This is a genomic window from Rhizobium sp. BK181 (genome assembly GCF_014193305.1).
Classification (GTDB): Bacteria; Pseudomonadota; Alphaproteobacteria; order Rhizobiales; family Rhizobiaceae; genus Rhizobium.
The window spans coordinates 361579-381293 of the sequence record NZ_JACHZA010000004.1 but is presented as its reverse complement, the minus strand read 5'-3'; the positions used below and the strand labels follow the sequence as shown (position 1 = coordinate 381293).

The 19715-nt window shown below is 61.6% G+C and carries 16 protein-coding genes; 14 read left to right on the top strand and 2 right to left on the bottom strand.

Going from position 1 to position 19715, the window contains the following annotated elements:
- Positions 1-45: 45 nt before the first annotated feature.
- From FHT77_RS14220 to FHT77_RS14190, 7 genes are all read left to right on the top strand, one after another.
- Positions 46-1308: a nitrate/nitrite transporter gene (locus FHT77_RS14220; RefSeq protein WP_183755626.1), complete on the top strand. Its 1263-nt coding sequence runs from the start codon at positions 46-48 to the stop codon at positions 1306-1308.
- Between the two features lie 18 nt (positions 1309-1326).
- Positions 1327-3777, top strand: a complete 2451-nt coding sequence (gene nirB / locus FHT77_RS14215) for a nitrite reductase large subunit NirB (protein WP_183755625.1) — start codon at positions 1327-1329, stop codon at positions 3775-3777.
- 4 nt (positions 3778-3781) lie between these two features.
- The gene (nirD, locus tag FHT77_RS14210) at positions 3782-4117 is read left to right on the top strand and encodes a nitrite reductase small subunit NirD (RefSeq protein ID WP_025658043.1); all 336 of its coding nucleotides are present in this window, start codon (positions 3782-3784) and stop codon (positions 4115-4117) included.
- A complete protein-coding gene (locus FHT77_RS14205; protein ID WP_183755669.1) occupies positions 4117-6774 on the top strand; it encodes a nitrate reductase in 2658 nt (885 codons plus the stop codon). Before nirD ends, FHT77_RS14205 begins: the two co-directional genes overlap by 1 nt.
- Entirely contained in the window at positions 6746-8245 is a 1500-nt protein-coding gene (cysG, locus tag FHT77_RS14200) for a siroheme synthase CysG (RefSeq protein ID WP_183755624.1), read from the top strand. The genes FHT77_RS14205 and cysG overlap by 29 nt, the downstream gene beginning before the upstream one ends.
- The gene (locus FHT77_RS14195) at positions 8245-8547 is read left to right on the top strand and encodes a hypothetical protein (RefSeq protein ID WP_183755623.1); all 303 of its coding nucleotides are present in this window, start codon (positions 8245-8247) and stop codon (positions 8545-8547) included. Before cysG ends, FHT77_RS14195 begins: the two co-directional genes overlap by 1 nt.
- Positions 8548-8923: 376 nt before the next feature.
- Positions 8924-9994 carry a glycosyltransferase family 4 protein gene (locus FHT77_RS14190; protein WP_183755622.1) on the top strand — a complete coding sequence of 357 codons (1071 nt, stop codon included), beginning with the start codon at positions 8924-8926 and terminating at the stop codon, positions 9992-9994.
- 10 nt (positions 9995-10004) lie between these two features.
- On the opposite strand, the gene FHT77_RS14185 is transcribed toward FHT77_RS14190, so the two are convergent.
- Positions 10005-10661, bottom strand: coding sequence for a TetR family transcriptional regulator C-terminal domain-containing protein (locus tag FHT77_RS14185; protein WP_016554900.1), 657 nt, complete (start codon positions 10659-10661; stop codon positions 10005-10007).
- Positions 10662-10963: 302 nt separating this feature from the next.
- Here FHT77_RS14185 and FHT77_RS14180 point away from each other — a divergent pair, with 302 nt between their 5' ends.
- Together FHT77_RS14180 and hydA are read left to right on the top strand one after the other, a co-directional pair.
- Complete coding sequence (locus FHT77_RS14180) at positions 10964-12217, top strand: Zn-dependent hydrolase (protein ID WP_183755621.1); 1254 nt, start codon at positions 10964-10966, stop codon at positions 12215-12217.
- A 78-nt stretch (positions 12218-12295) separates the two neighbouring features.
- Positions 12296-13750 carry a dihydropyrimidinase gene (hydA, locus tag FHT77_RS14175; protein WP_183755620.1) on the top strand — a complete coding sequence of 485 codons (1455 nt, stop codon included), beginning with the start codon at positions 12296-12298 and terminating at the stop codon, positions 13748-13750.
- A 9-nt stretch (positions 13751-13759) separates the two neighbouring features.
- On the opposite strand, the gene FHT77_RS14170 is transcribed toward hydA, so the two are convergent.
- Positions 13760-14173 (bottom strand): cupin domain-containing protein, encoded by a 414-nt coding sequence (locus FHT77_RS14170; RefSeq protein ID WP_183755619.1) that lies wholly within the window; start codon positions 14171-14173, stop codon positions 13760-13762.
- Between the two features lie 53 nt (positions 14174-14226).
- Between FHT77_RS14170 and FHT77_RS14165 the strand changes: the two genes are divergently transcribed.
- The 5 genes from FHT77_RS14165 (at position 14227) to FHT77_RS14145 (ending at position 19705) form a co-directional block, all read left to right on the top strand.
- Entirely contained in the window at positions 14227-15057 is an 831-nt protein-coding gene (locus tag FHT77_RS14165; RefSeq protein WP_183755668.1) for an ABC transporter ATP-binding protein, read from the top strand.
- A gap of 36 nt (positions 15058-15093) precedes the next feature.
- Positions 15094-15978, top strand: a complete 885-nt coding sequence (locus FHT77_RS14160; protein ID WP_183755618.1) for an ABC transporter permease — start codon at positions 15094-15096, stop codon at positions 15976-15978.
- Positions 15975-17102, top strand: coding sequence for an ABC transporter permease (locus FHT77_RS14155; RefSeq protein WP_183755617.1), 1128 nt, complete (start codon positions 15975-15977; stop codon positions 17100-17102). Before FHT77_RS14160 ends, FHT77_RS14155 begins: the two co-directional genes overlap by 4 nt.
- A 56-nt stretch (positions 17103-17158) precedes the next feature.
- Positions 17159-18130 (top strand): ABC transporter substrate-binding protein, encoded by a 972-nt coding sequence (locus FHT77_RS14150; RefSeq protein ID WP_183755616.1) that lies wholly within the window; start codon positions 17159-17161, stop codon positions 18128-18130.
- A gap of 384 nt (positions 18131-18514) precedes the next feature.
- Positions 18515-19705, top strand: a complete 1191-nt coding sequence (locus FHT77_RS14145; protein WP_183755615.1) for an efflux RND transporter periplasmic adaptor subunit — start codon at positions 18515-18517, stop codon at positions 19703-19705.
- The last annotated feature ends 10 nt before the right edge of the window (positions 19706-19715 follow it).

Below are 19715 nucleotides of genomic sequence, written 5' to 3'. Positions count from 1 at the left end.
CCCTAGCGATGGATAGGCACGACCTTGTCGGGCCCCGGAGAAGCCATGTCTGTTATCAGGAACACGCAGTCCATGTCCGCCGGCGAACCAGCCAAAGCATTGTGGATGTCCACGATTGCCTTCACCCTCTGTTTTGCCGTCTGGACGATCTTCGCGATCATCGGCATCCGCATCAAACAGGATCTCGGCCTGAACGAGGCCGAGTTCGGATTGCTGGTCGGCACACCCGTTCTGACCGGTTCGCTTGTCCGTATCGTCCTTGGCATCTGGACCGGCCGCTATGGCGGCCGCCTCGTCTACACGCTCACCATGCTGGCCGCTGCCTTGGCGACCTTCCTCCTCTCCTATGCCCAGACCTATACGCAGATGCTGATCGCCGGCCTCGGCGTTGGCCTTGCCGGCGGCTCCTTCGCGGTCGGCGTCGCCTATGTCTCGCCGTTCTTCCCGGCTCAGAAGCAGGGAACGGCACTTGGCATCTTCGGTGCCGGCAACGTCGGCGCCGCAGTGACCAAATTCGCAGCGCCCTTCGTGCTGATCGCCTGGGGGTGGCAGGCGGTTGCTCAGATCTGGGCCGTCGGCCTGGCGCTGATGGCAATCGTCTTCTGGTTCACCACGACGGATGACCCGGCATTCCGCCTTCGCCGCGAAGGCAAGATTGCCTCCAAGAGCCTGGCACAGGAATTCGCGCCGCTGAAGAACGTCCAAGTCTGGCGTTTCTCGCTCTACTACTTCTTCGCCTTTGGCGGCTTCGTTGCCCTGTCTCTGTGGCTGCCCCGCTATCTGGTCGGTGTTTACGGCTTCAATCTCGCAACTGCAGGCATGGTCGCGGCCGCTTATTCCATCCCGGGCAGCATCTTCCGCGCCTTCGGCGGCGTTGTCTCTGACAAGAAGGGCGCTCGTAGCGTGATGTACGTGATGTTCGCAGTCGCAGCCGTCGCAACGCTCATCCTGTCGCTGCCGGCAGCCGGCGCGAGCGCAACGGTCGGCATCACGCCTGTCGTCTTCATCGTCGTCATCTTCGCCCTCGGCTTCGTCATGAGCCTCGGCAAGGCTGCGGTCTACAAGCACATTCCTGCCTACTATCCCGAGAGCGTCGGTGCCGTCGGCGGTATCGTCGGCATGATGGGCGGTCTTGGCGGCTTCATCCTGCCGATCGCCTTCGGCTTCCTCAAGGACATGACCGGCCTCTGGTCGAGCTGCTTCATGCTGCTCTTTGCGATCGTCGCCATCTCGCTGGTCTGGATGCACCTGTCGGTCAAGCAACTCGACCGACGCGGCCTCTCCGCCCAAGCCGTCGCTGCCACCTGATCCGAGGACTTGAAAACCATGACTGAGAAGCTTGTCATCATCGGCAACGGCATGGCGCCAGGGCGCATGCTCGAGCACCTTTTCGAAAAGGCACCGGGCCAATATCAGGTCACGATCTTCAACGCCGAGCCGCGCGTCAATTACGACCGCATCATGCTCTCGCCGGTTCTCTCTGGCGAGAAGGAATACGAAGAAATCATCATCCACGGCGATGGATGGTACATCAAGCACGGCATTACCCTCTACAAGGGCCACAAGATCATCAAGATCGACCGTGCGGCCAAGACGGTCACGTCGGATCACGGCGTCACCGAAAGCTACGACAAGTTGGTGATCGCCACCGGCTCCGTGCCCTTCATCATTCCCGTGCCCGGCAAGGATCTGCCCGGCGTCATCACCTATCGCGATCTTGACGACGTGCAGGCGATGCTGCTTGCCGCCCAGTCTCGCGAGAAGGCGATCGTCATCGGCGGTGGCCTGCTCGGCCTCGAAGCCGCGGCTGGCCTTGCCTCGCGCGGCATGGACGTCACCGTCCTTCATGTGATGCCGACACTGATGGAACGCCAGCTCGATCCGGCTGCCGGCTACCTGCTTCAAAAGGCCGTGGAAGAACGCGGCATCAAGGTTATCACCAAGGCCAACACCAAGGCCATCGTCGGCAACGGCAAGGTCGAGGGCATCGAGCTCGACGACGGCCGCATCATTCCGGCAACCCTCGTCGTCATGGCGGTCGGCATTCGCCCGAGCGTCGGGCTCGCCAAGGACGCCGGTATTGCCGTCAACCGCGGCATCGTCGTCGATGACGGCATGCTGACCTCGGACGGCAGCATCATGGCGCTCGGCGAATGTGCCGAAGTCGGTGGCATGGTCTACGGGCTTGTCGCCCCGCTTTACGAGATGGCCCGCGTCGCCGCCTCGCATCTATCCGGCGACCGCTCTGCTGCCTTCGTGCATTCCGACACGCCGACCAAGCTCAAAGTGACAGGCATCGAGCTCTTCTCGCTCGGTGACTTCGCCGACGGCGACGATCGCGAGGAAATCGTGCTGCGCGACGCTTCAGCCGGCGTCTACAAGCGCCTCGTGCTGAAGGACAACAGGATCATCGGCACCGTGCTCTACGGCGAAACCGCCGATGGCGCCTGGTTCAACGATCTGAAAAAGAAACAGACCGATATTAAGGAGATGCGCGAAACGCTGATCTTCGGTCAGGCCTATCAGGGAGGGTCGCCGCTGGACCCTATGGCGGCCGTTGCAGCCTTGCCGGATGACGCGGAAATCTGTGGCTGCAACGGCGTCTGCAAGGGCAAGATCACCTCGACGATCACAAGCAAAGGCCTGACGTCGCTGGACGATGTGCGCGCCCATACCAAGGCATCCGCCTCCTGCGGCTCCTGCACCGGCCTCGTCGAGAAGCTGATGACGCTGACGCTTGGCGACAGCTACAACCCCGCCGCCGTCACACCGATGTGCACCTGCACCGAACTCGGCCACGACGACATCAGGCGCCTGATCAAGGCCAAGGGCCTGAAGAGCATCCCTGCGGTCATGCAGGAGCTCGAATGGAAGACGTCGTGCGGTTGCGCCAAGTGTCGCCCGGCTCTCAACTATTACCTCGTCTGCGACTGGCCGGATGAGTATGCCGACGATTACCAGTCGCGCTTCATCAACGAACGTGTCCACGCCAACATCCAGAAGGACGGCACCTATTCCGTCGTTCCGCGCATGTGGGGCGGCGTGACGAACTCCAACGAACTGCGCGCCATCGCCGATGTCGTCGACAAGTTCGAAATCCCGATGGTGAAAGTGACGGGCGGTCAGCGCATCGACCTGCTCGGCATCGAGAAGGAAGACCTGCCGGCAGTCTGGGCCGATCTCGGCAAGGCGGGCTTTGTTTCGGGCCAGGCTTACGCCAAGGGTCTGCGCACGGTGAAGACCTGCGTCGGCTCCGACTGGTGCCGCTTCGGCACTCAGGATTCCACCGGTCTCGGCATTCGCATCGAGAAGTTCATGTGGGGCTCCTGGACACCGGCGAAGCTGAAGATGGCGGTCTCCGGCTGCCCGCGCAATTGCGCCGAAGCGACCTGCAAGGACATCGGCGTCATCTGCGTCGACTCGGGTTTCGAGATCCACTTCGCCGGTGCTGCCGGCCTCGACATCAAGGGCACGGAGGTCCTCGGCCTCGTCAGGAGCGAGGACGAGGCGCTGGAGCATATCGTGGCGCTGACACAGATGTATCGCGAACAGGCCCGCTATCTCGAGCGCATCTACAAGTGGGCAAAGCGCGTCGGCCTCGACGAGATCCGCCGCCAGATCATGGAAGACGCCGACAAGCGCAAGGCCTACTACGATCGCTTCGTCTTCTCCCAGAAATTCGCCCAGGTCGATCCCTGGTCGGAGCGCGTCTCCGGCAAGGACAAGCATGAGTTCAAGCCAATGGCGACCATCGGTTACCCGCAGGCCGCTGAGTAAGGAGATGGATATGAACTGGATTTCAATCGGCGACATCTCCGACATTCCGCTCCGCGGCGCTCGCTGCGTGAAGACACCCCAGGGCAAGATCGCCGTCTTCCGCACGGCCGAAAACGAGGTCTTCGCCATCGAGGACCACTGCCCGCACAAGGGCGGGCCGCTCTCCCAGGGAATCGTCCATGCCAAGGCCGTCACCTGCCCGCTGCACAACTGGGTGATCTCGCTCGAAACCGGCAAGGCGCTCGGAGCCGATGAGGGCGAAGTGCGGACCATTCCTGTCCGCAACGAGGACGGCGCCCTCTACATCGCGCTCGAAAGCCTGATGATGGCGGCCGAATGATGGAGAAAGAGGTCAAGACAACCTGTCCCTATTGCGGTGTCGGCTGCGGCGTCATCGCCAAGGTCGCGGAAGACGGCAAGGTGTCCGTCAAGGGCGACCCGGACCACCCCTCCAACTTCGGGCGGCTGTGCTCCAAGGGTTCGGCGCTCGGAGAAACCGTCGATCTCGACGGGCGCATCCTCCACCCGGAAATTGCGGGGGAGCGGGCGGAATGGGGACAGGCGCTTGACCTCGTCGCACAGCGGTTTTCGGACGCCATCCATGAGCACGGCCCCGATTCCGTTGCCTTCTATGTCTCCGGCCAGCTGCTGACCGAGGACTATTATATCGCCAACAAGCTGATGAAGGGCTTCATCGGTTCGGCCAACATCGACACGAACTCGCGTCTCTGCATGTCATCCTCCGTCGCCGGTCACCGCCGCGCCTTCGGTTCGGACACCGTGCCTGGCACCTATGAGGATATCGAGCTTGCCGATCTGGTGATCCTCACCGGCTCGAACCTCGCCTGGTGTCACCCGGTCATCTATCAGCGGCTGGCGGCCGCCAAGGCGGCGCGCCCCGGCATGAAGGTTGTCGTCATCGATCCGCGCCGGACGATGACATCAGATATCGCCGACCTGCATCTGGCCATCCGTCCCGATAGCGACGTCGCGCTTTTCGTCGGCCTTTTCGAACACCTGATCGCAAGCAACGCCATCGACCAGAATTACATCGCCGAACACACCAACGGCTTTGCAGAGGCCTTTACGGCTGCGACAGGCGTCTCCTTCAACGAGGTGCTTGATATGACCGGCCTTCCGGCCATGCAGCTTCGCGAATTCTACCGCTTGTTCGCAACGACCGAGAAGGTCGTCACCTGCTACAGCCAGGGCGTTAATCAATCCTCGTCTGGTACCGACAAGGTCAACGCCATCATCAACTGTCACCTCGCCACAGGCCGCATCGGCCGGCCGGGCATGGGTCCTTTCTCGCTCACCGGCCAGCCGAATGCCATGGGCGGGCGTGAAGTCGGCGGGCTTGCCAACATGCTTGCCGCCCACATGGCCATCGAAAGTGTCGAGGATCGCGACCGTGTCCAGCGCTTCTGGAATGCGCCGACCATTGCGGAAAAGCCGGGCCTGAAGGCGGTCGACATGTTCAGGGCCGTTGCTGATGGCCGTATCAAGGCACTCTGGATCATGGCGACCAACCCGGTCGTTTCGATGCCTGACGCCGACGCCGTCGAGGCCGCCATCAAGGCCTGTCCTTTCGTTGTCGTCTCCGACGTCCTGAAAAGCACCGACACCGCCCGTCACGCCCATGTCCTTCTACCCTCGCTCGGCTGGGGCGAAAAGAGCGGCACTGTCACCAATTCCGAGCGCCGGATCTCCCGCCAGCGATCTTTCCTCGATGCACCCGGCGAGGCTCGGGCCGACTGGTGGCAGCTTGCCGAAGTGGCGCAACGGATGGGCTTTACGCAGGCCTTCGACTTCGACTCCAATGCCGGGATCTTCGACGAACACGCTGCCCTCTCAGCTTTCGAGAACAACGGCCGTCGCGACTTCGATATCGGCGCCTATACCGGCATGAACCATCAGACCTATGACGAGCTCTCGCCGTTCCAATGGCCGCAGCCTGCCGGCCGTGAGACTGATGTGACCCGTTTCTTCGCCAAGGGCGGCTTCTACCACGCCGACGGCAAGGCACGCTTCATCGCCGTCAAGCCGGTCTCCTCGGATCGCACCAGCGCCGACTATCCCTTCACCCTGAACACTGGCCGCATCCGCGACCAATGGCACACGATGACGCGCACGGGCAAAAGCGCGCGGCTCTCGTCCCATATCGCCGAACCCTTCGCGGAACTTCACCCGCGCGACGCGATCGAGATCGGCGTCGGCAATGCCGGCCTCGTCGAAATCGAGAGCCCGCACGGCAAAGCCGTGGTTCGCGCCCTGATCACCGAGCGTCAGGCGCGCGGCAGCATTTTTGTACCGATGCACTGGAACGATCAGTTTGCCGCCAAGGCTCGCATCGACGCCGTCGTTGCGCCGTTGACAGACGCAATCTCCGGCCAGCCGGCATCGAAGAATGTTGCGGTTGCTGCTCGACGCTTCAAGGCGGCGCGTTACGGCTTTGCCGTTTCCTTAGCCAAGCCGGACAATTTCGAAGCCGCTTATTGGGCGCTGGCAAAGGCCGAAGACGGCTGGCGGGTGGAGCTTGCCTTCGACCAGCCGGTCGAGGACTGGTGCACCTGGTGCCGCAGCACCTTCGCCATTCCCGAGAATGTCGAGCCGCTCGGCTACGCCGACCAGCAGTCCGGCGATCTGAGGCTCGCCTTCTTCGATGGCAAGCGACTGCTCGCGGCGCTGTTCCTGGCCCGTGAACCCGTGGCGGTTGCCCGCAACTGGGCGATCTCGCAGCTCACCGCCGAGCACACCAATCTGCGCAAGCGCTTCGCCCTCGTCGCCGGTCGCCCCGGCGCAGATAAGCCCGATCCGGGCGCCACCGTCTGCTCCTGCTTCGGCGTCGGCGTCAACCAGATCGTCGCCGCCGTTCGCGGTGGCTGCCACAGCGTCGAAGCCGTTGGCAAGGAACTCAATGCCGGAACCAACTGCGGCTCCTGCCGCGCCGAGATCAGGGGGATCATCGATGGATGTCTTGCAGCAGCCGCGGAATGAAGCACCCGCCCGCATGGAACCGCTTGCCAAGCTGCCGGTGTTCTGGGCGCTCGAAGGCAAGCGTGTGGTCGTCGCCGGCGGCTCCGACGCCGCCGCCTGGAAGGCCGAGCTTCTCGGTGCCTGCGGCGCGCAGGTGCATGTCTATGCTGACGCGCTTTCCACCACTTTCGAGAGGCTCATCCTGCGCGGCGCCGAGCATCCTCAGGGTAGTTTCGTTCGTCACTGCCATGAATGGGATGAAACGATCTTCGCCGGCGCGGCCATCGCCATTGCCGACTGTGAGGAAGACGACGAGGCGAAAGCCTTCTTCGACGCTGCCCGCCTCGCCGGCGTGCCGGTCAACGTCATAGACAAGCCAGCCTTTTGCCAGTTCCAGTTCGGCTCGATCGTCAACCGCTCGCCGGTCGTCGTCTCGATCTCGACGGATGGGGCAGCCCCGATCCTCGCCCAGGCGATCCGGCGTCGGATCGAGACATTGCTACCACGTGCACTGAAGGGCTGGGCTGAACTCGCTCAGACCTTGCGCGACCGGGTCAATGAACGGCTGACGCCCGGCCCGCTCCGCCGCGCCTTTTGGGAGCGGTTTGTCGATCGCGCGTTTTCAAGTTCCGATACGCCGGAGGAGGGCGTCGGCGGGCTGCTTCTCGAGGAGGCCGACAGGCTTCGGGAAGCGCCCGCCCACTCCTCGCGCGGCCGAGTAACGCTGGTCGGCGCGGGCCCCGGTGATGCGGAGCTTCTGACGTTGAAGGCCGTTCGTGCCCTGCAAGCCGCAGACGTGATCCTCTTCGACGACCTCGTTTCATCGGAGGTGCTGGAACTCGCTCGGCGCGAGGCCAAGCGCATGCTCGTCGGCAAGCGCGGCGGCCGCACGAGTTGCCGCCAGGAGGACATCAACGACATGATGGTGACGCTTGCCAAGGCAGGCAAACGCGTCGTGCGGCTGAAGTCCGGCGATCCGATGATCTTCGGTCGTGCCGGCGAGGAGATTGCCCATCTCGATCGGGAGAACATTCCTGTCGATGTCATCCCCGGCATCACCGCCGCAAGCGCCATGGCCTCGCGCCTCGGGATCTCGCTGACGCATCGCGACCATGCTCAATCCGTCCGCTTCATCACCGGCCATTCCCGACATGGAGGCTTGCCTACCGATGTCAACTGGAGGACCGTTGCCGATTCCCATACGACAACCGTTTTCTACATGGGCGGCAGAACAGCGCCGCTCATCGCCGATCGCTTGATCGATGAAGGCCTCTCGTCGGAAACGCCTGTTATCATTATCAGCGACGTCAGCCGGACGACCGAGCGGGCTTGGAACGGCACGCTTGCAACCATCTCTGATGGGATCGCGCAGATCGGCTACGACAACCCTGTGCTGATCGCCATCGGTAGCACGCTTGCAGCACGCCAGATCGTCGCTCAGGACACCGACGGCTTTGGCAGCGATCGCCGCATGGCCTTGGGAGCGCGCTGATGCAGTTCCACGCGATCGCCCCCGTCTTCCTCGTTCTTGCCATTGCCTTGAGCTGGCCGCGTTTCGCCAGCATATTCTCACCGGACACCAAGGCGGCGGTGACGGCAGCGCCGCTCACAACAATTGCGACCGCGATCAACCTTTCCGCGATCGGCTTGGCTTTTGCCGGCAACGATCCGGGGCTTGCCATCCTTGTCGTCTTGGTTGGTGTCCTCCTTGGCGCGACGATGCGCGCCCCGACACCAGTCATATCTGTGGCGCTTTCGGTAGCGAGCCTCGCGGTCTCTCTTCAACTCAGTTGAGTCCCCCGCCATAAGGCTACGAATCCTCTTCGCGGGCGGAACCTCAGGCATCGGTCTGGTAACTAGCGGTGCCCGAGCTGTCATCACCGGCTGTGACCAAACCACGCTCAAGCGAGCACGGGAAACAGCCGAGCATAATAGCTTTCTGTGCTTTCCTCATGGTCTACAACCGATGCCGAGCGAGGTTCCGAAGACGTTCGGCCTCGTGAATGCGGGTGCAGCTTTTTCACGCCACCGGCAGCAACCGAGGAAGCTCAGTACGACCGCGTTATGGACACGAACGTCTGCAGCCGCCGCTCTCTACTGACGGCGCAAGGAGATTGCATTTTCGTTAGCCGGTGCGATAGTCGGGAGGCGCAAAGAGGTAGCCCCCCGCATGACACGCCACATAGTCGCGATCGGTCAGTTGCCTCCGCCGCTCAACGGCTTCTCGTTTGCGACCAAGAGCATGATTGCGCTTCTTTCGGAAGCAAACAGCATCACAGTCGCCAACATCGCCCCGCCTTTCGGCAAGCTCTCGTTGCTGAAGCATCCGGTGAGAATCGCCCGTGTCCTCGGTGCTTGTCTCCAGTTGTTCCGCGATCGCAAGCGCGTCAACCGGGTTTGCTATCTCGGCTGCGAAGGCGGCCTCGGCTTGATCTACACGCTTCTAATTGTGCTGGTCGCGAGGACCCTCGGCTATCCCACCTATCTGCACCATCACAGTTTCAGTTACGTCGAGAAGCCCAGCCTGCTCATGCGATGCATCCTCACGCTCGGCGGTCGCAATCTGCGACACATCTTCCTGTGCGACATGATGCGGGATCGCTTCGCTGACACCTATGGCGGCCGTACGCGCTGCCACCTGATCTCCAACGCTGCCTACGTGGCCCCGCGGGAGGAGAGCGATGAAGCGACCGACAGCACCCACCTCGTAATTGGGATGCTCAGCAATCTCACCGCTGAGAAGGGCCTCGACACTTTCCTCGATCTCGCAAGGCAGGCACGGAAGGAGAACCTGCCGATCAAGGCCGTCCTTGCCGGTCCGGCCGGCGCCGGTGAGCGCGCCCGCATCGACGCAGCTGTCGCAGAAATGAGCAGTGTTTTGGAGTATCGCGGCCCGCTGTACGATGACGCGAAGACAGCTTTCTATCGCGAGATCGACGTGTTCGTTTTCCCGACCACCTATACCAATGAGGCGCAGCCCTTGGTGATTTTCGAGGCGAAGGCGGCAGGAAACGCCGTCATCTCGTGCAACCGAGGCTGCATCGGAAAACAACTCGACGAAAGCGACCTTCTGATCCCCTCGAACGGCGACTTTATACCGACCGCATTGGCCTGGTTATCGGCAATGTCGCCGGACCCTGCGCTGGCAGCAAGACGGAAGGCGATCCGCCAATCTTACAAAGCCCGCCACGCCAAGGCGCGTGCCGCCGTCACCGCGGTCTTCGATTTCGACGAGGCGTGACGCGACCAGATCACGAGGCGCTCGGCACTGGCTTGACCTTCAGCCCGTCGATGAACAACTGCTCCAGGAAGCGCGCCGCATCCTCGAAGCGACCGGCGCCGGCATGTTCCTGCCCGAGCACCGCCCTTACCTGGACGTCGAAGTCGGCATAATGCTGCGTTGTCGACCAGATCGAGAAAATCAGGTGATAGGGATCGCACTTGGCGATCTTGCCGGCCTTCGTCCAACTGCGGATCACCTCGGCCTTCTCGTCGACGAGCTGCTTCAGCGGTCCCTTCAGTTCATCCTCGACATGCGGCGCACCCTGCAGCATCTCGTTGGCGAAAAGTCGGCTTTCGCGCGGGAAATCGCGGGCCATTTCAAGCTTGCGCCTGATATAGCTGCGGATCTCGCTCTCGGGGTTGCCGTCCGCATCGAAGGCTCTCAGCGGCTCCAGCCAGGTAAATAGGACGCGGTCGATCAACGCCCGATGCATCGCTTCCTTTGTGCGGAAATAATAGAGCAGGTTCGGCTTCGACATGCCGGCGACTTCGGCAATCTGATCGATCGTGGAACCGCGAAAACCGCTGACCGAAAACACATCGAGCGCGGCTTCAAGAATCTGCTCTTCCTTCTCTTCCTGAATGCGCGTGCGCCGCTGGGTCTTGGCTGCTCTCGGGATTGTCATGTTGACCTTGTTTTCCCCTTCAAATTCAACCGTTTCACTCAAGATTGGGCTGGCGCGACAGCTTGCCGCAAAAATGAGCAGATGCCGGTAATTTTGTCTGTACTTTTCCTGATTTTCGTCTTGAGCCCAGCGCCGGAAGTTGTAATGTTTACCAATCGGTCAAATTATCGATCAGATGCTAAACAAAGGCAACTGGCGATTTTCCGGCGCTAATAAAACAAACAAGGGCGCTCGGATACTGACCACGGGAACAGGCGGACATGTGCTTTGCATGGCCGCAAAAACAGGCGAGGACTTTAGACATGGTGGCAGCACCAGGCGAGAACATGCGCGTCAACGGGGACCGTCTTTGGGACAGCCTCATGGACATGGCAAAGATCGGCCCGGGCATTGCTGGCGGCAACAACCGCCAGACATTGACGGATTCCGATGCCGAGGGGCGCAGCCTCTTCAAGACATGGTGCGAAAACGCAGGCATGACGCTCGGCGTCGACAAGATGGGCACGATGTTCGCGACCCGTCCCGGCACCGATCCAAACGCCCTGCCCGTCTATATCGGCTCGCACCTCGACACGCAGCCGACCGGCGGCAAGTATGACGGCGTGCTCGGCGTACTTGGCGCGCTCGAAGTCGTCCGCACCATGAACGACCTCGGCATCAAGACCAAACACCCTGTTGTCGTCACCAACTGGACCAACGAGGAAGGCGCCCGCTTCGCGCCTGCCATGCTCGCCTCCGGCGTCTTCGCCGGCGTTCACTCGCTGGAATACGCCTATGACCGCAAGGATCCCGAAGGCAAGACCTTCGGCGACGAACTGAAGCGTATCGGCTGGGTTGGCGATGAAGAGGTCGGCGCCCGCAAGATGCACGCCTATTTCGAATACCATATCGAGCAAGGTCCGATCCTCGAGGTCGAGAACAAGCAGATCGGCGTGGTCACGCACTGTCAGGGCCTCTGGTGGCTCGAATTCACCCTGACCGGCAGGGAAGCCCATACCGGCTCGACGCCGATGAACATGCGCGTCAACGCCGGCCTCGCAATGTCGCGCATCGTCGAGATGGTGCAGACCGTGGCGATGGAGAACCAGCCAGGCGCCGTCGGCGGCGTCGGCCAGGTGTTCTTCACCCCGAACTCGCGCAATGTCCTGCCGGGCAAGGTCGTCTTCACCGTCGACATCCGCTCGCCGGACCAAGCAAAGCTCGACGGCATGCGCGCCAGGATCGAAGCCGAAGCGCCTGCCATCTGCGAAGCGCTCGGTGTCGGCTGCGCGATCGAGGCGATCGGCCACTTCGCTCCTGTGACCTTCGACCCGACCCTCGTTTCCCGCGTGCGTGGCGCTGCCGAACGGCTCGGCTACAGCCACATGAACCTGATCTCCGGCGCTGGCCACGATGCCTGCTGGACGGCAAAGGTCGCCCCCACGACCATGGTCATGTGCCCCTGCGTCGGCGGCCTCTCGCACAACGAGGCGGAGGAGATCTCCAGGGAGTGGGCAACGGCAGGCGCTGATGTCCTCTTCCACGCCGTCGTCGAGACCGCTGAAATCGTTGCATAGTCAAGGGCGGGGTCATTCCCGCCTTTTCTTTTATCAGCGGACGCAGAGCCGCGAGCAATCAATGCAAGGGAACTGATCATGAGCAAAGTCATCAAGGGCGGAACCATCGTCACCGCGGACCTGACCTACAAGGCGGATGTGAAGATCGAGGGCGGCAGGATCGTCGAGATCGGCCCGAACCTCTCCGGCACGGAGACGCTTGATGCGACCGGCTGCTACGTCATGCCTGGTGGCATCGACCCGCACGTTCACCTCGAAATGCCGTTCATGGGGACCTATTCCTCCGACGACTTCGAAAGCGGCACGCGCGCGGGCCTTGCCGGCGGCACGACCATGGTCGTCGATTTCTGCCTGCCGGGGCCGGAGCAGTCGCTGCTCGAAGCACTGCAGATGTGGGACAACAAGACCAGCCGCGCCAACGCCGACTACTCGTTCCACATGGCGATCACCGGCTGGAACGAGCGCGTCTTCAACGAGATGGAGACCGTCGTCAAGGACAGGGGCATCAACACCTTCAAGCACTTCATGGCCTACAAGGGCGCGCTGATGGTGAACGACGACGAGATGTTCGCCTCCTTCCAGCGCTGTGCGGAACTCGGCGCCTTGCCGCTGGTGCATGCCGAGAACGGCGACGTCGTCGCCTCGATGACCGCAAAGCTGCTCGCCGACGGCAACAATGGCCCCGAGGCCCATGCCTTTTCCCGCCCGCCAGAAGTCGAAGGCGAAGCAACCAATCGCGCCATCATGCTCGCCGACATGGCCGGCGTTCCGCTCTATGTCGTGCACACCTCCTGCGAACAGGCGCATGAAGCCATCCGCCGCGCCCGCCAGAAAGGCATGCGGGTTTACGGCGAACCGCTGATCCAGCACCTGACGCTCGACGAAAGCGAGTATTTCGACAAGGACTGGGACCACGCCGCCCGCCGCGTCATGTCCCCGCCCTTCCGCAACAAGCAGCATCAGGACAGCCTCTGGGCAGGCCTGCAATCCGGCTCGCTCTCGGTCGTGGCGACGGACCATTGCGCCTTCACCACCGATCAGAAGCGCTTCGGCGTCGGTGACTTCTCCAAGATCCCGAACGGCACCGGCGGTCTGGAAGATCGGCTGCCGATGCTGTGGACTCACGGCGTCAACACCGGTCGCCTGACAATGAACGAGTTCGTCGCGGTCACCTCGACCAACATCGCCAAGATCCTTAACGTCTACCCAAAGAAGGGCGCAATCCTCGTCGGCGCCGATGCCGATATCGTCGTCTGGGATCCGAATCGTTCGAAGACGATCTCGGCCAAGTCACAGCAGTCGTCGATCGACTACAACGTCTTCGAAGGCAAGCAGGTCACCGGCCTGCCGCGCTACACGCTGACGCGCGGCGAAGTCGCGATCGAGGAGAGCACCGTCAAGACCAAGGAAGGGCACGGCCAGTTCGTCAAACGCGAGCCGTTCCAGGCGGTCAACAAGGCGCTGTCGACATGGAAGGAACTCGTCGCGCCCCGCAAGGTCGAGCGCTCGGGCATCCCGGCAACGGGGGTCTGATCCTTGGCATCACTCCTGCACCAGCCGATCAAGCTCCGGAAGCAAGACGACGCTTTCCTGCTCGTTCGGGTCGGTGCGGGCGATGATCGCGGTGCAAGGGGTACTGCTGAGATTGGCAGGCAGATGCGGCACACCGGCAGGGATGTAGAACAGCTCGCCGGCGTGCACGATGACATGATGCTCCAGCTCGTCGCCATACCAGGTGTGAGCCTCGCCGGAGAGCATGTAGATCGCCGTTTCATGCGACTCGTGCAGATGCGCCTTGGCGCGAACGCCGGGCGGAATCGTCAGCAAATGCATGCAGATGCCCTTGGCGCCGACCGTCTCGGCCGCGATGCCTTCGAAGTAACTCAGCCCCTGTTTGCCGTCGTAGGCATGACTGGGACGCACAATGTGACAGGTGGGCTTTGATGTCGCGTCCATCGTCATCCTCCATGGACCTTGCCGGAACAATGAAAACAGCTACTCATACTATCATGCAAAGCGCAGAAGCGCGGGGAAAACAGGATACACAAGCATTGACGCAAGCTGCCTCCGTCGTATCCGCAAAGGACCTCTGTCTGACCTATGATGCCAGCGATGCTCCCGTGCACGCGCTGACAAACGTCAATCTCGACGTTCGCAAGGGTGACTTCGTCTCCTTCATCGGGCCATCCGGTTGCGGGAAGACGACCTTCCTGCGCGTGATTGCAGATCTCGAAAGGAAAACATCGGGTGAGATCACCGTCAACGGCATGACGCCGGAGGAAGCCCGCAAGGCCCGCGCCTACGGGTACGTCTTCCAGGCGCCGGCACTCTACCCATGGCGCACGATCGAGAAGAACATCGCCCTGCCGCTCGAGATCATGGGCTACGCTTCGGCCGACCAGAAGAAACGCATCGCCGGCGCGCTCGATCTTGTGAACCTCTCCGGCTTCGAAAAGAAATTCCCCTGGCAGCTGTCCGGCGGCATGCAGCAGCGCGCCTCGATCGCACGTGCGTTGGCCTTCGATGCTGATCTGCTGCTGATGGATGAACCCTTTGGCGCGCTAGACGAAATCGTCCGCGACCATCTGAACGAAGAACTCCTGAAGCTCTGGGCGCGCACCAACAAGACGATCTGCTTCGTCACCCACTCGATCCCCGAGGCGGTCTACCTTTCCACGAAGATCGTGGTCATGTCCCCCCGCCCCGGCCGCGTGACCGATATCATCGATTCAACGCTGCCACGCGAACGCCCGCTCGATATTCGCGAGACGCCCGAGTTCCTCGAAATCGCCCATCGCGTGCGCGATGGTCTGAGAGCGGGGCACAGTTATGAGCATTGAGGTGCTGAACACCAGGACCGGTGCGCGGGGGTGCTCATGAAGGCGGACTCTCTGAAAGACAGGATCGTTCCCGTCCTGACAATCCTCGTGGTCTTGGTCGCAGTCTGGTACGTCGCGGCAGTCCTGATGAACGCCTCCTTCCAGCGCGATATGGATCAGCGGGCAAACCAGACGCCCGGTACGATGGAATTCATCGAAAAGACGCTCTCGCAGCCGAAGCCATTGCTACCTGCGCCGCATCAGGTAGTGCAGAACGTCGTCGAGAACACATTCCTGCGGAAGCTTTCGAGCAATCGCAGCCTCGTCTACCACAGCTGGGTCACGCTCTCGTCGACGCTGCTCGGTTTCGGCTTCGGCACATTGCTCGGCATCGTGATCGCCGTCGGTATCGTTCATATCAAGGCGCTCGACCGCAGCCTCATGCCTTGGGTGATCGCCTCGCAGACGATACCGATCCTGGCGATCGCGCCGATGGTGATCGTCGTCCTCGGCGCCATCAACATCACCGGCCTGATCCCGAAGGCGCTGATCTCCACCTACCTCTCCTTCTTCCCGGTGACGGTCGGCATGGTGAAGGGGCTGCGTTCGCCCGAGGTCATGTTCCTTGACCTGATGCGAACCTATAACGCGACGCCCGCGCAAACCTTCTGGAAGCTGCGCGTTCCGGCCTCCGTGCCGTTCCTTTTCACCTCCATGAAGGTTGCGATCGCAGCAAGCCTTGTCGGCGCTATCGTCGGCGAGCTCCCGACCGGCGCCGTCGCCGGCATAGGCTCGAAGCTGCTCGCCGGCTCCTATTATAGCCAGACGATCGACATATGGGCGGCACTGGTCGCAGGCTCGGTGCTGGCCGCAAGCCTTGTCGCGATCGTTGGTCTTATTGCAAAGATCGTCGATCGCTCAATGGGCGGGAGACCGGCATGAAGAAGATATCCTTCTCCTGGCAGGGCGTTCTTGCCCTGGTGCTGACCGCGATCGCAATCATCACCTTGCCGCTCATGGCCGAAGGCGCGCCGGACCCTGTGTCACCGCTGACTGTCGGTCTGACGATCACCCTGATCGTGGCCCTTGCCTTTATTTCCTTCGCATCGTTGCCGAAGCCATACATTGCCGCCGTCTTGCTGGTCGGAGCACATTGGGCGGCATGGGTGCTGCTCGCGGATGTGACCGGAAATGAAGGTCTGGCCACCAGATCCTTCTTCCTGCTGATAGCAGCCTGCTGGCTGCTTGCATGGCGCTGCGTCACCGAGCTTTCGGCAATGACGCCAGGTTCCAGTTTGGGCCGGTCGTTCCTGCGGCTGCTGATCCCGGCGATCTTCGGCGCCTGGATCCTGATCATCTGGGAAGCGCTGACGCGCGGCGCCGGCATTCCTTTCGTTCTGCTGCCGCCGCCGAGCGCCATCGGCGTCAGGATCGCCGGCTCGCTGCCGATCCTGGCTGACGACGTACGCCAGACGATCTTCAAGGCAGTATTCGCTGGCTACATCATCGGCTGCGGTGCGGGCTTTGCCGTCGCCATCCTTGCCGATCGTGTCGCCTTCCTGCGTTGCGGATTGCTGCCGATCGGCAATATGGTGTCGGCTTTGCCGATCATCGGTGTTGCGCCGATCATGGTGATGTGGTTCGGCTTCGACTGGCAGTCGAAGGCGGCGGTCGTTACCATCATGACTTTCTTCCCGATGCTGGTGAATACGGTCGCCGGCCTCGCCGCATCCGGTCCGATGGAACGTGACCTGATGCAGACCTACGCCTCCAACTATTGGCAGACGCTGCTGAAGCTCCGGCTTCCGGCGGCGATGCCCTTCATTTTCAATGCATTGAAGATCAACTCGACGCTGGCGCTGATCGGTGCCATCGTCGCGGAGTTCTTTGGTACGCCGATCGTCGGCATGGGCTTCCGCATCTCCACGGAGATCGGGCGCATGAATGTCGACATGGTCTGGGCCGAAATCGCCGTTGCGGCGCTTGTTGGTTCGATCTTCTACGGCGTCGTCGCCCTGGCAGAACGGGCGGTGACTTTCTGGCATCCGTCTATCCGTGGTGGCTAGGCGTCGCTTTATTCCCGCGAATGGGATTGGGGCATAACTTCAGAGGGAACAAGAAAATGAAAAAACTGATTGTTGCGATGATGGCGAGCGCGATGTCGCTCGTGGCAGCCCATGCAATGGCTGCCGACAAGGTGACGCTGCAGCTCAAGTGGGTGACGCAGTCGCAGTTCGCCGGCTACTACGTCGCCAAGGAAAAGGGCTACTACGACGAGGCAGGTCTCGACGTCACTATCAAGCCGGGTGGCCCTGACATCGCGCCGGAACAGGTAATCGCCGGCGGTGGCGCCGACGTCATCGTCGATTGGATGGGCGGCGCGCTGGTTGCCCGCGAAAAAGGCGTTCCGCTCGTCAACATCGCCCAGCCTTACCAGAAGTCCGGCATGGAAATGATCTGCCGCAAGGACGGCCCGATCAAGACGGAAGCCGATTTCAAGGGGCATACGCTCGGCGTCTGGTTCTTCGGCAACGAGTACCCGTTCTTCGCGTGGATGAACAAGCTCGGCCTCAAGACAGATGGCGGCGCCGATGGCGTTACCGTGCTGAAGCAGAGCTTCGACGTGCAGCCGCTGCTGCAGAAGCAGGCCGACTGCATCTCCGTCATGACCTATAACGAATACTGGCAGGCGATCGATGCAGGCTTCAAGCCGGAAGAACTGCTCGTCTTCAACTACACCGCCATGGGCAACGACCTTCTGGAAGACGGCCTTTATGCCATGGAAGACAAGCTGAAGGACCCAGCCTTCAAGGAAAAGATGGTCAAGTTCGTCAAAGCCTCGATGAAGGGCTGGAAATACGCCGTCGAGAACCCCGACGAGGCTGCCGGAATCGTCGTAGACGCCGGCGGCCAGGACGAAAACCACCAGAAGGTCATGATGGGCGAAGTGGCCAAGCTGATCGGCGACGGCACCGGCAAGCTCGACACGACGCTCTATGATCGCACGGCAAAGGCTCTCCTCGACCAGAAGATCATCAACAAGGAGCCTTCAGGCGCCTGGACACACGACATCACGGACGCGGCTTCCAAGTAAACGCGTCCGACAGACCAGGAAACGCGCGGGGTCCCGCGCGTTTTTCATTTTAATGAAAATATTTGCGTCCGATGTCGCATCGCGCGAGACTCCAACGTCATAGCTAAAGTGGCGCACGATCAACTATCGGAATGCTTGCATAACCGGCGAGTGATTGATCTGCATCACTTCAGTAATTATTGTGTTCGAATGAGGAATTATTTTCCGCCAGACTTGCGCAATGGGCAAATCGCTACCACTTAGATGCGGGATTTGCCGGATGAGGGACTTAAGCAAAAGTCGGCAAATGATGCGGAAATACTTCTGAGAACACCAAAACGGGAACCGGCCGTTCGCGAACTGATGATTTTGCGCGAGTCTGCCGACTAGACTGGATGACGACGCATGGCACGCACGCCTGTTAAGATACTTCGCGCCTCCACCCTGCTGATCGCGGCGGTTGTAGCTTCAACGACTTTTGCCCAGGAAGAGCCGGTCGCAAAGCCGCAGCAGAACCTGCCGGCGATCGTGGTGACGAAAGCCACCACCCGCACGCTGGTCGACCGCGTCGTGGCGACCGGGACGGTGAAGCCGGTCGAGGAAGTCTACATCCAGCCGCAGGTCGAAGGATTGTCAATCCGCGCTCTGAATGCGGATGTCGGCGACAGGGTCCAGGCCGATAGCACGCTGGCGACGCTGAACGACGATGCAATCATTCTGCAGAAGAGCCAAATGCAGGCCACCAAGGCCAAGAACGAAGCGAGCCTCGCGCAGCTTCGGGCACAGCTGATTGAAGCAGAGGCCAACGCAGAGCAGGCACGACAGCAGCAGGCGCGCGCCCAGGAAATGGGCAAGAAGGGCACCGTTTCCACGGCGACCGTCGAACAGGCGGATGCCGCTGCCGCTTCGGCCAATGCCCGTGTTGATTCGGCAAAACAGGCGATCCAGGTAGCCGTTGCGGAGATCAAGGTCACTGAAAGCCAGATCGCTGATGCCGATCTGAAGCTCGCCCGCACCGACGTCAAGACGCCGGTTTCCGGTACTGTGGCGGCGAAGAACGCCAGGATCGGAGCGATTGCGCTCGCCACCGGCGACCCGCTCTTCACGGTCATCCGCGATGACGAGATCGAGTTGGTGGCCGAAGTGGGCGAGAGCGAGATCGTCAAGGTCCAACCCGGCCAGAAGGCCACCATTTTGCTCTCTGGCAGCCGCGACAAGGTTGCTGGCTCGGTGCGGCTGGTGTCGCCGACCGTTGATCCGCTGACACGCCTCGGTTTGGTCCACATTCTAATCGATGACTCCAGCAAGGCACGTTCGGGCATGTACGGCAGCGCCGACATCGTCGTGCGCACCACGGAAAACGTGGCTCTCCCGGTCTCGGCGGTGTTGTCGGGCAGTGAGGGGTCGTCGGCCCGCAGGGTCGAGGATAGTGTCGTCAAGTTTGCCAAGGTCGAGACCGGCATCCAGGACGGTGCCTATGTCGAGATCGTCAAGGGATTGAAAGCCGGCGACGAGGTCGTGGCCAAGGCGGGCGCCTATGTCCGCGACGGCGACCGCATCACGCCGGTTCGTGAACAGCCACCGGTTTCAAACTGAGAGACGGCCG

Bases quoted from the DNA above. Each gene is read 5' to 3' on its own strand.
- FHT77_RS14220 (WP_183755626.1), top strand. From the start codon at position 46: ATGTCTGTTATCAGGAACACGCAGTCCATGTCCGCCGGCGAACCAGCC.
- nirB (WP_183755625.1), top strand. From the start codon at position 1,327: ATGACTGAGAAGCTTGTCATCATCGGCAACGGCATGGCGCCAGGGCGC.
- nirD (WP_025658043.1), top strand. From the start codon at position 3,782: ATGGATATGAACTGGATTTCAATCGGCGACATCTCCGACATTCCGCTC.
- FHT77_RS14205 (WP_183755669.1), top strand. From the start codon at position 4,117: ATGGAGAAAGAGGTCAAGACAACCTGTCCCTATTGCGGTGTCGGCTGC.
- cysG (WP_183755624.1), top strand. From the start codon at position 6,746: ATGGATGTCTTGCAGCAGCCGCGGAATGAAGCACCCGCCCGCATGGAA.
- FHT77_RS14195 (WP_183755623.1), top strand. From the start codon at position 8,245: ATGCAGTTCCACGCGATCGCCCCCGTCTTCCTCGTTCTTGCCATTGCC.
- FHT77_RS14190 (WP_183755622.1), top strand. From the start codon at position 8,924: ATGACACGCCACATAGTCGCGATCGGTCAGTTGCCTCCGCCGCTCAAC.
- FHT77_RS14185 (WP_016554900.1), bottom strand. From the start codon at position 10,661: ATGACAATCCCGAGAGCAGCCAAGACCCAGCGGCGCACGCGCATTCAG.
- FHT77_RS14180 (WP_183755621.1), top strand. From the start codon at position 10,964: ATGGTGGCAGCACCAGGCGAGAACATGCGCGTCAACGGGGACCGTCTT.
- hydA (WP_183755620.1), top strand. From the start codon at position 12,296: ATGAGCAAAGTCATCAAGGGCGGAACCATCGTCACCGCGGACCTGACC.
- FHT77_RS14170 (WP_183755619.1), bottom strand. From the start codon at position 14,173: ATGGACGCGACATCAAAGCCCACCTGTCACATTGTGCGTCCCAGTCAT.
- FHT77_RS14165 (WP_183755668.1), top strand. From the start codon at position 14,227: ATGCAAAGCGCAGAAGCGCGGGGAAAACAGGATACACAAGCATTGACG.
- FHT77_RS14160 (WP_183755618.1), top strand. From the start codon at position 15,094: ATGAAGGCGGACTCTCTGAAAGACAGGATCGTTCCCGTCCTGACAATC.
- FHT77_RS14155 (WP_183755617.1), top strand. From the start codon at position 15,975: ATGAAGAAGATATCCTTCTCCTGGCAGGGCGTTCTTGCCCTGGTGCTG.
- FHT77_RS14150 (WP_183755616.1), top strand. From the start codon at position 17,159: ATGAAAAAACTGATTGTTGCGATGATGGCGAGCGCGATGTCGCTCGTG.
- FHT77_RS14145 (WP_183755615.1), top strand. From the start codon at position 18,515: ATGGCACGCACGCCTGTTAAGATACTTCGCGCCTCCACCCTGCTGATC.